A 13,316-nucleotide genomic window follows, 5' to 3' on the forward strand; every position below is an offset into this window, starting at 1 on the left:
AAAAAGCTCTATTATTTTGATTCAAAATCAGGCAACTTTCTGTTAATAAAATCTTGCTCTTCTGCGGAAAGTAAGATTGCACTATTTTTATTCTCCTGTACCGAAACATTATCCCAGATATTTTTACTAAAATCTACTCTGGGGCTTATCCCTTTGTCATCAGATTTTTTAAAAGTATTATAAATAAGCTCCCTGCTGATTTTCCGTTCATGTTTAACTCCCTTATAATAGGCAACGTATTTATTGCCTTCAAGTCTGCTCATAGCAGGAACATACACTCCCCTGTTTTTATAAAAATCAAAAACAAGTATGGCATTTCCCAACTGATAATCAAACTCTTCTCCTTCTCCTGTTGTTCTTTTGAGCATCGGATACTGGTCCTGTAAATAATGTATTTCAAAATAGGTAATGACCTTATCCGCCTTATTATACCTTAATTCACCTTTCATTTCAATTCCTACTCCGGACCTGATTTTAAAAGTAATAAATTGCTCGTCACCCTCTTCAAAAATTATCCATCCGGAATATTTTGATTCCTTATTTTTTACATGTGCCAAAACTCTTTTTAATTCAAAATTGAAGAAATAATTCCCCATATATTCATCGGAAAACCTTTTTAAGCCCTCTGTAAAAATGCTGTCCGATCTTAGATCTTTCAGATATTTTACATTATTAAGCTGCATCTGAAGATTCTTATCAAAAGATTTGTTGCGATCGTAAAAATTAGTTTTGCTCCACAGCTTTGCTTCTGCAATCACTAAAAAATGAAGTTTGTTATTATCACTCCTTTTTTCTTTGTAAATGATGTCGTAGAGGGAAGGCTCATTATAATATCTTTTCTTATAGTTCTTTTGAACGTCTTCAAAAATCTCTTTTAGATCTACTTTAATCAGTTTCACTTCATCAATATCCTTATATATTCTTTTCAGCTTCACCGAATGGCGAAATTGCTGAATTTTTAGCTTTTGAAATCCTGTTGCTGAAATTTCAAAAATTGCTGAACTTTGGTCTACAGGAGCAAAACCATCTTCATTGGTGTAAACAATCTGATCCTGCAATACAATTCTGGCATTGGGAATCGGACTTCCGTTTTCAGAATCCAAGACCTGAAGTTTCTGTGCTGAAAAAAGGTTAAAAAAAAGAATAAACAAGAAATAAGAATGTTTCATCATATTCTGCGTAATTGGTCTTCCTAAAAATACAAATTATACAGATAAACAACACTTCAATATAAAATTTGTTCTTAAAATGAAAAGACCTGAGGTCAGGTTTATGAGAGAAAAAACCAGAATACTAAGACCTTGAAAAGATGCTAAAACCTTTGCCAGCCAAATATTTTAAGAGATTATCACAGTCATTATCAACCGATAGATACAGATATAAAAAAACCGGCTTCAAAAGCCGGCTAAAGGTGAATTATTTTTTAGCTTCTTCTACAGAAACTTTTCTGAATTCTTTGAACAATTTGCTTAGTTCTAAAGCTGCTTTACGAGCTCTTGTACCAGCTGCCTTGTTTCCTTTTTCCGCTTGTTGGTTTGCCTCAGTTGTAAACGCTTCGAATTCCGCGTTGATTTTTTCAATTAGTTCTTTCATTTATTTAAAAATTTAGGCTGCAAATATAGGTTTTATGGTGATTCCAGCCTAATTGTGCATAAAAAAAATATCAGAATTTGAGAAATTTGGCTACTCTCTCTTAAATTCAATTTATTTTTTTAAATAGAATTAAGATTTTGTAGTAAATTCGGCACTTTCGCAGATCAAGATTATACATAAAATTAATATTCTGAGCGACAATCAATTAATCATTCTGTTTCTTAAAGGTCATCTATCAAACGAACCCTGATAAATCAAAAAAAATCAGGTTGAGTCGCCTGTAAAAATTAAATTAAGCCTAATTCATTTTTTCTTTAAAATTCTTGTGTTCAAATAAACTTCTGTGCCATTTCACCTACATTTCTCAACAGAAAACAGCTTTCAGAACTAATTCTTTCGGCAAAAACAATTCGAAAATGATGACTATATTTATCTGTGAATGAAAATATAGTTCCCGGAGCAAACATAACCCTACTCTTTTCACAATATTCATAGAACTTTTTCATGTCTGTACTTTCCGGAAGTTGCCCCCAAATACAATATCCACCTTGCGGTCTGTGAAAATAAGCTTCCTCCGGAAAAGTTTTTCTCAAGATATCTAAAAGAGCAACTGCCTGTTGATTGAGTATTTTCCTAAAGGATCGTAAATGTCTTTCATAGCGGTTAGTTTCTAAGAGCTTAAGCATCAACTCCTGATAAACAGGAGAAACAGTTCGTCCTGTAATGAATTTAGCTCTCTCCGATTTCGAATAAAAAGAACCGGCACACAACCATCCTAGCCGGATACCAGGAGCAAGTGTTTTTGAAAATGAGGAATACACCATGACCAGCCCTTTTGTATCAAAACTTTTAATGGGACCTGGTCTTTTTCCATCAAAATAAAGATCAGAATACATATCATTCTCTATAATGCATACCTGATAAACTTCAGCAATATCTAACAATTCTTTTTTGATTGCATCGCTCATCCGGATTCCTGTAGGATTATGAAAATTCGGAGTCACTATAAGTGCCCTGACATCATTCTCAGTACAAACGTTGCGAAAATATTCAGCATCAAAACCAGTACGGTAATGTACAGGAATTTCAATCACTTTGAGATCAAGATTAGCAATAACTTCCAGAACAGAAAATACACACGGACTATCTACAGCGACTACATCGCCTGCTTTAGTCACCGATCTTAATGCAATCGTCAGTGCCTGTAAAGCTCCGTCTGTAATGATTATCTCATCCGGATTCAGTAAACAACCATGCATAGCCATTTGTTTTGAAATTTGCTTTCTTAATGTTTCCAACCCGTCCGAAGGGTAATATCTTAGAAGAGCAGCACCCTTTTCACGAATTACTTCCTGCATTGTTCTGAGTATTAATTTCTGCGGAATTAACAAATCCCCCGGCATAGCTGTATTAAAGGAGGCAGACTCAGAGATTTTTTTAGAGGTTAACAACATATTTTTAATAAATGTCTCGTCTCTTACTACTGCAGGAAATACAGTCTTGTTTTGAGGGATATTTTCTTCCGTTTTTTGAGCAACAAAATAACCTGAACGGAGATGGCTTTCAACCCAACCTTTGATCATGAGATATTCATAACCGGTTTGAACAGAACTCGTACTCAGTTGATATCTTTCTTTAATTTCCCGAACAGAAGGCAAGCGATCCCCTGGCTGCAAAGTCCCGTTGCGGATTTGCTTTTCAATGCCATTTGTAAAAACTTCGTATTTGTATCGTTTCATTTTAACAACCTTATATCTGTACTGAACAAATTTACAAAATACATTACTGTACCGGTTATATTTTAATCAACTGTATCCCTTCTGAATCAATTAATCTTATAATTTTGAATAAAAAAAATCATGGATATCATTTCAAAATTTACTGTGGGTTCTGAAGGAGGAATTTCTGATCTTATAACCATTATAGATTCTTCGGTTGGTACTTTGTACAAAGATTTTGTTTCTGAAGAAAGCATTAAAGAATACAAAAACTCAATAGATCCAAGAAAGATGATCAATGACCTGAATGATCTTTCCAATCAACTTGTCATGACCTACGCGGACCAGCAACCGATAGGATACAGTATTATAAAGAGTGGTTCTCAATTTCCGGGCATACCGGAGGGCAAAAGGGCTACAGAAATCAGTTTTGTTATCCTTCCCGAATTCGATTCTCCTGAAACAAGAGAATCACTCTGGAAAAAATGCAGATCTGCTATCAATTTTACCGATATCATATGGATCAATATTCTGGCTCATGACCCTCTTTTAAAATTTTTAAAGGAAACGGGTTTTACGAATATAGCCGATGATCATACAGGGCCTTTTAACCTTCCGTCACAAATTTTAACCATGGATATCAACAAAGGATAAAAATAATTGAATCGTAATCGCAGACCGGCTATTCTGCTCCTTGTCGAGCATTTTTGATCGTAATCGTTTTTATGTATCAAAACCATAGCTCAATATGTTTCAAACATTTCTGTATCTTTGATTTTTATAATTTTATACTATGAGTGATCAGCTGGAAACCATTGAAGATTACTATAAACGTATTCGCCAAGACAAGAATAAAGTATTTGATTCAGAGGATTTTGAAACAGGAAAATCTCATTTCAATATTTCCATGCGAAAATATTGTAGCTTTAAAAGCCCCTACAATCGCCGTGATTATTATAAAATCAGTTTTATTATAGGAAAAGGAACAATTCATTATGGTGCTCATGAATTGTATATCGATCGTCCTGCTTTATTTTTTCCTTCGCCCAGTATTCCTTATTCATGGGAATGCACAAGTGATTTTCAGGAAGGATATTTTTGTCTCTTTAACCAGGAGTTTTTTAACGGAAATTCAGAATTCAACCTTTTTAAAAAAACCTCATTATTTAAAGAATGGAGTAAACCTGTTGTTTTTTTAACGGAAGAGCAAACGCAGCTGGCTACTCTTTATTTTGATCAGATTTATAAAATGAATAATTCTGCATATCCGTATCGTTGCAACAGTATCAAAAGCCATCTGGCATCTGTTCTGCATCTTGCTTTGGAAAACCGTGTAGAGGATGTTAATCCCAGTGAGCTTCCGGCTAATGTAAGATTATACCGTTTATTTGACGAATTGCTGAATAAACAATTTCCCTTAGATTCACCGGCTTACCCACTGGTTTTGCGTACACCTGCGGATTTTGCTCACCATCTGAATGTTCATGTTAATCATTTGAATTCCTCGGTAAAATCGGTAACCAATCTTACAACCACACAGATCATTAAAGAAAAAATGTTTGAAGAGTCTAAAAACCTACTAAAATATACCAACTGGGATATTGCTGAAATAGGATATACTTTAGGATTTGAACAGCCTTCTCACTTCAATAATTTCTTTAAAAAGCATGCCCAAACTTCACCCCTAAAATTTAAAAACTCATATTAAATATTTGAATTTTGTAATTTTTACTTTGTCTTTTAAAACTGATCTTTGCATTTCTTAAGCTAATTTTGCAATGTAAAAAATGAACGAATATGTTGAGAGCAGCGTCTGAAAAACGTATCAGACTAATTACCATTATGGCTTTTGTATCGATCCCGCTTTCCGGGTTCGTCACAGATATTTATTTACCTTCATTTCCGTCGATGGCCAGAGAAATGTCAGTTTCTGAAAAAGATATCCAGATTACTTTAACTACTTATCTTTTAAGCTATGGGATTTCCCAGTTGTTTGTGGGTGGAATTCTGGACAGCATAGGTCGTTATCGTCCTAAATTACTCGCTTTATTTCTATTGATCATCAGTAGTATTTTAATTACAATGACCAATAGTATTTTTCTGATCTGTTTACTCCGTATCCTTCAGGGAGCAGCGGTTTCTGTACTTGTAGTCGCTACCCGTGCTATCTTTGTCGACATCTACGATTCTGAAAGAGTGAAGCATTATCTTAGTTATTTCACTATTGTCTGGTCTTGCGGCCCTATTCTGGCGCCTTTTCTGGGAGGATATCTTGAAAAACTTTTTAACTGGCATGCCAACTTTTATTTCCTTGCTTTTTATGCAGGATTTCTTTTCCTGTTTGAATGGTTTTTCAGTGGTGAAACTCTACCACAAAAAAAGAAACTTAACCTTTCAGAAAATATCAGTTTGTATGCTATGATGCTTAAAAATAAAATTTTCATGTTGGGAATTTTAATTCTGGGATTAAGTTATTCAATTGTTATGGTATTCAATATCACAGGACCGTTTATTATTGAAAATACGTTTCATTTTACCCCTGTAGTAATAGGATATTGTACATTGATTCTAGGCTTTTCATGGATGATAGGTGGTTTTATAGGAAAACGAAGACTTTCATTGGGTTTCAAATCAAGAATTTTACAACCTATTTTACTTCAACTGATCCTTATTGCCTCTTTAATTATTACCAGTAGCTTCATAGAGAACCTATTTATTATGATTCCTTTTGCATTTTTCATCCATATATGTTCAGGGATTCTATTTACTTCGTTCTTCACTACAAGTATGTTGTATTTCCCTAAAAATGCCGGTACAGCAGGAGGTTTAATGGGTGGGCTGGTTTATGTCATTACTTCTCTTACCAGTTTTATTATTTCTATAACCGGAAATGTAACAGAACAAAAAGATCTGGCCTGGCGCTATTTGATTATAGCCTTTATTCTTCTTGGAATAATCCTCATTATGAATCAAGCCGTAAAAAAAGAAAAAGCAGAGAATTAGTCTCTGCTTTTTTTATGTAAGCCAAAATATCAGTTTGCTTGTTTTTCATGATTTATTCTCTACTATTATTTTCCCAATGATACTTTCGGACTATATTTAACTACTTTCAAATAAGCCTCTATCCCTAAATCAATAATAATTTAGCATCAATGAATGGTGGATAAGAATGATGACTGTAAAAACACAGATTTTATTTACCGTGATCTCTAAAGATTAAAGATATCGGGAATCAGCAGATGGCAACCTGTCTTATATTTTTACCTAAAAGCAAATTCTTTCAAAGAACAAAGAATTAAAAATAATTTTGGTGAGAATATATGTCTTTTCAATATCCTATCTGATTTTTTACAATTATTCATTACCCATTTTAAAAAATTAAACTATTGATTAATTATAAAACAAACGTAATGAAACTATTGGCTGGGCTTATTATGATAGTATCCGGAATACATTGTGTACATGCTCAAATGGCACTCAGCTTTTCTGAAGCAAGGGAAATGATGATGAACAAGAATATTCAGGTAAAAATAAATAATAAAAAAATAGAAACTGCCAATAATAAGATCAAAACCTCACAAAGTTTGATGTTTCCTCATTTTAAAGCTTTTGGAACAGCTTCTTATGTAGACCGGGTATCAGAAATTGATCTTAATGACAAAAGGGATGGATTGGCAACATTATTAAACCTCTCTTCACCCGCTGTATTGGGGAATTGGGACTTTACCTTCCAGAAAAAAGATATGGCATTCGGTGGGATTTCAATGAACTGGCCGATATATGCAGGTGGAAAAATAAGGTCCGCAGTTAAAATTTCTAAAATAAGTGCTGAAGTTACTAAAATAGAAAAAAACGATTCTGAACAAAGCCTTGTTTCGGAATTGGCTGGTAGTTATTTCAAGACAAAACTGGCCGAAGAAGCTGTAATGGTAAAAGAGAATGTTGTAGAGGTTATGAATGTTCATTTATCCAATTCTTTAAAGCTGGAACGCAATGGGCTTATTGCCGGGGTAGAAGTATTACAAGCTAAAGTAGCCGTAGCTGAAGCTGAAAGACAACTGCTATCCTCTAAAAAAGACCTTTCTCTGGCAAGAACAGCCCTTTCTGCAACATTGGAACAAGAAGAGATGTTTATTCTTACGTCACCATTCTTTTTGGAGGAAAATATGAGCACATTGGAAGAATACAAAGAAAAAGCAGCCGCCAACTATCCCCAAATACAAAAATTAAAACTGCTTGAAGAGATTGCCCAACAGGGAATCAATGCGGAAAAGGCAAATTATCTGCCCACTGTTTTATTAACGGGTCAAAAGATTATTGCATCTCATAACTATCCTTTGGTAAAAAATCCCTTAACTGTAGGTGTTACTGTCACCTACGATATTTTTGACGGATTTGGAAGAAAGAATAAAATTCTGACAGCCAAAAATGAAAAAGAAATGATCGAAATGTCCAGAGAAAAACTTCAACTCGACATTAAAACTTATGTTGAGAAGCTTTACAACGAACTAAAAAAATCAAATGAACAGATTGTATCCTTAAATCAATCTATACAACTTGCCGAAGAACTTGTAAGAATACGAAAAGCTTCTTTCTCAGAAGGAATGTCGACCTCTACTGATGTGATTGATGCTGAACTGGAGCTATCGGGTAAAAAAATTGAGCAACTAAAAGCCTATGCAGACTACGACATCAACCTCGCTAAGCTATTTGAAATGTGTGGAATAGGCAATGATTATATCCGCACTGCCCAATAAAATCTAAAATATTACAACTTAAAATTACTACAATGGCGACAAACCAGAAAAAATCAGTTACATTCATCAATATTCTCATCATTATATTAATATTTGGAGCGATAGCTGCTGTATCAGTGTATTTTCTCACATCCCCTACAAAAGATTATTTACAAGGGCAGGCTGAAGCTACTGAAATCCATGTAGCTCCTAAAGTAACCGGAAGATTGGAAAGCAAGCTGGTAGAAGAAGGACAAACGGTAAAAAAAGGACAACTTCTTGCAATACTTTCCAGTCCGGAACTTGATGCCAAACTTATTCAGGCCCAATCAGCAAAGGATGCCGCTACCGCTCAATATGATAAAGCATTAAACGGGACTCGCTACGAACAGATTCAGGGAGCATATAATACATGGCAACAAGCTAAAGCTGCAGCTGATTTAGCAGAAACTACTTATAAGAGAATGGAGAATTTATACAACGAAAAGGTAATTCCTGCACAAAAAAGAGATGAATCAAAAGCTCAAAAAAATGCATCCAGAGAGCAAGAAAAAGCGGCATATAATAATTATCTGATGGCGAAAAACGGAGCAAGAATGGAAGATAAAAATGCTTCAGCTGCTACAATGAGACAGGCAGATGGTGCTGTAAAGGAAGTTAATGTATATAGAAATGAAATTAATGTAATTGCACCGGCGGATGGAGAAGTTAATCAATATTTTCCCAATATGGGGGAGCTCGTTAATGCAGGATATCCCATTGTAAATCTTATCGATCTTAATGATATCTGGGTGGTTATTAACATCAAAGAAGATCAGATGGGAAAATTTAAAATGAACAACAAATTTGAAGGGATTATACCTGCATTAGACAATAAAAAAATTGAGCTACAGGTAAAGTATATTGCTCCACTTGGTGATTTTGCCACCTGGACAGCAACCAAAACCAAAGGTGGTTTTGATATGAGAACATTCAAAATCAAGGCCTATCCTACAAAGAAAATAGAAGGGTTCCGCCCAGGAATGAGCGTACTGGTACCATCTGTAACATTATAACAAACCCAAATGGACACAATGAAAAACGGTTTTTGGAAAGTATTTTTTTATGAATGGAAAACAATCGTAAGAAGACCTGGTATAGTACTTTGGACCTTAGGAGTTCCATTAGCAATATTCATCCTTTATGCTGCAATTTTTGGGGATGGTGTACTCCGTAAACTTCCAATAGCCATCTTAGATCAGGATAAAACTGCTATATCCAGAGAACTGATCAGACAAATAGATGCCAACTCCACATTAGACTTCACAAAAGAAGTAAATAATCAAAACGAAGGACTTAAACTGATCCAGACCAGTAAGGTATTTGGTTTGATTATTATTCCCGGCAATTTTGAGAAAGATATCAGCCGTGGAAAAAGCACAAACGTAGTATTATATGTCAACAATGATTACATGACCCCGGCAGGGCTTATTAATAAAGGATTTAATACTGTAGTAGGAAGTTTCTCTACCTCTGCAAAAGTGAATGTAATTATGAAAAAAGGTTCATCCACTTTACAGGCAAAAGATATTGTTCAGCCTGTCATTATGAGGAGTCATACCTTGTTTAATCCTTTTGTGAACTATGCCTATTACCTTTGTCTTTCACTTTTCCCAATGGCATTACAACTTACTGTAATGATTACTACATTATACCTTCTGGGAAGTATCTTGAAATACAACAAAGGCAGAAGCCTGTACAAATTGAGTGGAGAAAATGTTCTGTCTGCATTTTTCGGAAAGATATTACCTTATACCCTTATTTTTTCTTTATTAACCATCCTTATGGTCGCTTACCTGTTTGGTTATCTGGGTATCCCCATCAACACCCACGCTATAAATGTATATCTATTGACCCTGGTTTTGATTATTGTCTATCAATTGATGGCTGTCTTTTTTGTAACCATTACAAAGGATTTCAGATCCTTATGTGCAATGGGAGGAGGTTATTCATCTTTAGCATATTCATTTAGCGGTTATACATTTCCTCAGGAAGGAATGCCAACAGCCATTAAAATTCTTGACTCAATCTTTCCATTTTCTTCATATTCCAGGGCCCTTACCAATATTGCGATTAAAGGGATGCCAATGATTGAATCCCTTCCCTATTTGATAGGTTTTGGCGTTTTTGCTTTGATAGGCTTACTCTCACTAAAAAAATTCAGTTATCAGCTGCAAAAAGGACATTATGAAAAATAATTTATTTTATAGAATTATAAAAACCATATTCAATGCCTGTCAGGTAGAATTACTCCATTTTTTTGGTGATAATGCTTTACGGACGACATTTCTTGTATTTACACTTGTTGTTGCTTTTTTAAACAGTTCTGTCTACAATAATGAAATCATTGAAAAAACACCTGTAGCTGTGGTAGATTTGGACAAGACCAGTATGAGCAGAAACTTTATAAGAATGTTGGATGCTACTCAACAGGTAAGGGTATTATCAGTTTCTAATGATATGAATCTGGCAAAGAAAGAATTTACTCAGGGAAAAGTTTTTGGAATATTGATTATCCCTGAAGATTTCGAGCAAAAAATATCTCTTGGCCGTCAAGCATCCTTATCACTTTACAGTGATGCCTCAAACATGTTACACAATAAAGCTGTATCTGGGGCAACAAATTCTGTTATGGGGACTTTCAATGCCCAAATAGAAGTAAATAAATCTTTGCACAGCGGTTTAAACTATGAAAACAGTACGATTTCCCGCCGATCAATTGCTTCTATAACAAAACCCCTGTTTAACCCTTATGGTGGTTATGGGACATTCCTGTTACCAGTTGTATTTCTGGTGGTTATGCAAACATTATTGCTTACAGCAATTGGGGTCTTGGGAGGAACTTTCAGAGAGCAAAACAAATATCTTGAAACATATAATATTTCAGATTCTATTCATCTTAGAATAATTCCGTTACTGCTAGGCCGAGCACTTGCTTATTTATTATTATGTATTTTATTATTTTCAGTAATGGTAGGGTCTACATTCACAATTTTCAAATTACCTTTCAGAGCAGCCTTTGGAGATGTCATTGTATACTTAATTCCCTTTTTCTTAGCTGTAATATTCTTAGGATTTGCCTTAATGGGAGTCTTCAAAAGAAGAGAAGATGCTGCAATGTCCATTACATTTTTGTCTACTCCCGCTGTTTTTCTTACAGGAATTTCCTGGCCATCAGTCGTTTTTCCGCAATGGGTGAATGTATTATCCTATGCTTTTCCCTCCACATTGGGAGCCAGAGGATTTCTGGCACTCAGTCAGTTTCAAGCCGGGTTAGGGGATGTAAAAGATATATGGGGTCAGATGTGGTTAACAGCAATTTTCTACTTTATTATTGCTGTACTAGTTAATTATCGTTTAAAAATTTCACAATAAATGCATCAAAAAATCGCCTATAAAACGAAAGAATAGTTTGACTTGTATTCATCAACTCTGAATCTTCTTAATGATTCTTAAGTGTTTTCATGACCATGATAATTTTATGTTGTTTTAGTAATAAATCAAAGCTTTCACCTTAGACTTCCGTCTTCTATTTTCCTGTCATAAAATAATTCATTACAAAGAGAATTGCGGACTATTAGAGGAGAACTTCAGACAATAGATTACCGGGTATTCGTCGATATATTTGCAGTATTAGTTAAAATGATAATCCTGATCCTGAACAAATAATATACAATAACCTTAAACTTTGAGTAATCCTTACTTAACCCGTGATTGAGTTGTTTGTTTATTTGGTATTAGATTCAACAATACATCACGGGTATTTTATTTACTTTCTAATATGCATCATTAAAAACATGATACAGAGTGATTCGAACTACTAAAAGAGAATTTCAGATAATAAGTGACCAAAGGGTCATCAGTAAATTTGTCAATAAGAATACTAATTTATTATTCATTACAAGACATAATTCAAATGATTAAATTAACACATGAATATGAAGAAAATTATCATTGTAGGAGGAGGATTTGCAGGCACCAATCTTGCCAATAAACTTGCAAAAAATAAAAATTTTGATATTACTTTGGTAGATATCAACAATTACAATTTTTTTCCTCCATTAATTTATCAGGTAGCCACCGCTTTCATTGAACCATCCAACATCAGTTATCCTTTTCGTAAAATGTTTCAAGGGAAAGAAAATGTTGAGTTTCATTTAGGTTCTCTGGTTATGATACATCAACAGGCTAATATTGTGGAAACTGACAAAGGTTATCTGAAATATGATTATCTGGTTCTGGCCATGGGAACAGAAACTAATTTTTTTGGCAACAAAAATATTGAAGCTAAAGCCTTCCCAATGAAAAATATAAATGATGCAGCCGCATTACGTAATCATATTTTACTAAGCCTTGAAAAAGCAACCATTACCAGCGATATTGAAGAAGAAAAGAAATTACGAAATATTGTCATTGCCGGAGGAGGAGCTACCGGAGTTGAAGTTGCCGGAATGCTTTCAGATATGTCCCGTAATATCATGTCAAAAGATTATCCTCATCTCGTTCAGGGAGTTGGTAAAATATATCTTATAGACGGTTCAAACGCGTTACTTGGGCCTATGAGCCAGAAAGCTCAACAGGAAGCACTAAAAGTACTAAAAGGAAGAGGTGTAGATGTCATTTTAAATACTTTGGTAAATGATTACAATAATGATATTGTCACCTTGGGAAATAATGAGAGCATACCAACAGCTACTCTGATTTGGGCTTCAGGAGTAATTGCAAGACAAGCCCCGGGCTTACCGGAATCTTCAATAACCAGAGGACGCCGGATTATGGTAGATGAATACAACCGTGTTTCAGGTACAGAAAATATTTTCGCTCTTGGTGATCAATGCTTTCAAACATCAGATAAAAATTATCCTAACGGGCACCCCCAACTAGCTCAAATTGCAATACAACAAGGGGTTTTGCTGGCAGATAACCTCATCAGACTGGAAGAAAAAAGAGCTCTTAAACCTTTCTCCTATCACAATAAGGGAAGTATGGCCGCTATTGCAAAGTTTAAATCTGTAGTTGACTTTCCAAAAGGAGGATTCATGAAAGGGTTTATGGCATGGTTAACCTGGTTATTCATTCACCTTATTCCTATTGCCGGATCTCGTAATAAATTTAAACTCGCAACGAACTGGGTAGTAAGTTTTATGACCGATGACCCTACCTTAAGATTAATTCTGGGAGCTGAGAAAAAAGATCCTACACCATAACAAACCATCACTACTTAAAATTT

Annotated in this window: 11 protein-coding genes; 8 read left to right on the forward strand and 3 right to left on the reverse strand. The window is 34.7% G+C overall.

Annotated elements, in window-relative coordinates; genetic code table 11:
* Positions 1–11 precede the first annotated feature (11 nt).
* The 3 genes from C1631_RS04475 to C1631_RS04485 all read right to left on the reverse strand — a co-directional run bounded on the left by C1631_RS04475 (position 12) and on the right by C1631_RS04485 (position 3,332).
* Entirely contained in the window at positions 12–1,172 is a 1,161-nt protein-coding gene (locus C1631_RS04475; RefSeq protein WP_109710724.1) for a carboxypeptidase-like regulatory domain-containing protein, read from the reverse strand.
* 244 nt (positions 1,173–1,416) lie between these two features.
* Positions 1,417–1,593 carry a BF3379 family histone-like protein gene (locus tag C1631_RS04480; RefSeq protein ID WP_002978882.1) on the reverse strand — a complete coding sequence of 59 codons (177 nt, stop codon included), beginning with the start codon at positions 1,591–1,593 and terminating at the stop codon, positions 1,417–1,419.
* 329 nt (positions 1,594–1,922) lie between these two features.
* Positions 1,923–3,332 carry an aminotransferase-like domain-containing protein gene (locus C1631_RS04485; protein WP_109710726.1) on the reverse strand — a complete coding sequence of 470 codons (1,410 nt, stop codon included), beginning with the start codon at positions 3,330–3,332 and terminating at the stop codon, positions 1,923–1,925.
* Positions 3,333–3,452: 120 nt separating this feature from the next.
* Between C1631_RS04485 and C1631_RS04490 the strand changes: the two genes are divergently transcribed.
* The 8 genes from C1631_RS04490 to C1631_RS04525 all read left to right on the forward strand — a co-directional run bounded on the left by C1631_RS04490 (position 3,453) and on the right by C1631_RS04525 (position 13,293).
* The gene (locus C1631_RS04490) at positions 3,453–3,965 is read left to right on the forward strand and encodes a hypothetical protein (RefSeq protein WP_109710728.1); all 513 of its coding nucleotides are present in this window, start codon (positions 3,453–3,455) and stop codon (positions 3,963–3,965) included.
* Positions 3,966–4,104: 139 nt separating this feature from the next.
* Complete coding sequence (locus C1631_RS04495; protein ID WP_109710730.1) at positions 4,105–5,019, forward strand: helix-turn-helix domain-containing protein; 915 nt, start codon at positions 4,105–4,107, stop codon at positions 5,017–5,019.
* 89 nt (positions 5,020–5,108) lie between these two features.
* Positions 5,109–6,314 (forward strand): Bcr/CflA family efflux MFS transporter, encoded by a 1,206-nt coding sequence (locus C1631_RS04500; protein WP_109710732.1) that lies wholly within the window; start codon positions 5,109–5,111, stop codon positions 6,312–6,314.
* A gap of 407 nt (positions 6,315–6,721) precedes the next feature.
* On the forward strand, positions 6,722–8,068 hold the full coding sequence (locus tag C1631_RS04505; RefSeq protein WP_109710734.1) for a TolC family protein: 1,347 nt from the start codon (positions 6,722–6,724) through the stop codon (positions 8,066–8,068).
* A gap of 32 nt (positions 8,069–8,100) precedes the next feature.
* On the forward strand, positions 8,101–9,102 hold the full coding sequence (locus C1631_RS04510; RefSeq protein WP_109710736.1) for an HlyD family secretion protein: 1,002 nt from the start codon (positions 8,101–8,103) through the stop codon (positions 9,100–9,102).
* 18 nt (positions 9,103–9,120) lie between these two features.
* Positions 9,121–10,284: an ABC transporter permease gene (locus C1631_RS04515; RefSeq protein ID WP_165828233.1), complete on the forward strand. Its 1,164-nt coding sequence runs from the start codon at positions 9,121–9,123 to the stop codon at positions 10,282–10,284.
* Entirely contained in the window at positions 10,274–11,461 is a 1,188-nt protein-coding gene (locus C1631_RS04520; protein ID WP_109710740.1) for an ABC transporter permease, read from the forward strand. Before C1631_RS04515 ends, C1631_RS04520 begins: the two co-directional genes overlap by 11 nt.
* 563 nt (positions 11,462–12,024) lie before the next feature.
* A complete protein-coding gene (locus C1631_RS04525; RefSeq protein WP_109711463.1) occupies positions 12,025–13,293 on the forward strand; it encodes an NAD(P)/FAD-dependent oxidoreductase in 1,269 nt (422 codons plus the stop codon).
* The last annotated feature ends 23 nt before the right edge of the window (positions 13,294–13,316 follow it).

This window comes from Chryseobacterium phosphatilyticum (assembly GCF_002899825.2).
In the GTDB taxonomy this organism is placed as follows: Bacteria; Bacteroidota; Bacteroidia; order Flavobacteriales; family Weeksellaceae; genus Chryseobacterium; species Chryseobacterium phosphatilyticum.

Excerpts from the sequence above, each read along its gene's own strand:
- C1631_RS04485 (WP_109710726.1), bottom strand. The coding sequence starts at position 3,332 with ATGAAACGATACAAATACGAAGTTTTTACAAATGGCATTGAAAAGCAA.
- C1631_RS04520 (WP_109710740.1), top strand. The coding sequence starts at position 10,274 with ATGAAAAATAATTTATTTTATAGAATTATAAAAACCATATTCAATGCC.
- C1631_RS04515 (WP_165828233.1), top strand. The coding sequence starts at position 9,121 with ATGAAAAACGGTTTTTGGAAAGTATTTTTTTATGAATGGAAAACAATC.
- C1631_RS04490 (WP_109710728.1), top strand. The coding sequence starts at position 3,453 with ATGGATATCATTTCAAAATTTACTGTGGGTTCTGAAGGAGGAATTTCT.
- C1631_RS04475 (WP_109710724.1), bottom strand. The coding sequence starts at position 1,172 with ATGATGAAACATTCTTATTTCTTGTTTATTCTTTTTTTTAACCTTTTT.
- C1631_RS04480 (WP_002978882.1), bottom strand. The coding sequence starts at position 1,593 with ATGAAAGAACTAATTGAAAAAATCAACGCGGAATTCGAAGCGTTTACA.
- C1631_RS04500 (WP_109710732.1), top strand. The coding sequence starts at position 5,109 with ATGTTGAGAGCAGCGTCTGAAAAACGTATCAGACTAATTACCATTATG.
- C1631_RS04495 (WP_109710730.1), top strand. The coding sequence starts at position 4,105 with ATGAGTGATCAGCTGGAAACCATTGAAGATTACTATAAACGTATTCGC.
- C1631_RS04510 (WP_109710736.1), top strand. The coding sequence starts at position 8,101 with ATGGCGACAAACCAGAAAAAATCAGTTACATTCATCAATATTCTCATC.
- C1631_RS04525 (WP_109711463.1), top strand. The coding sequence starts at position 12,025 with ATGAAGAAAATTATCATTGTAGGAGGAGGATTTGCAGGCACCAATCTT.
- C1631_RS04505 (WP_109710734.1), top strand. The coding sequence starts at position 6,722 with ATGAAACTATTGGCTGGGCTTATTATGATAGTATCCGGAATACATTGT.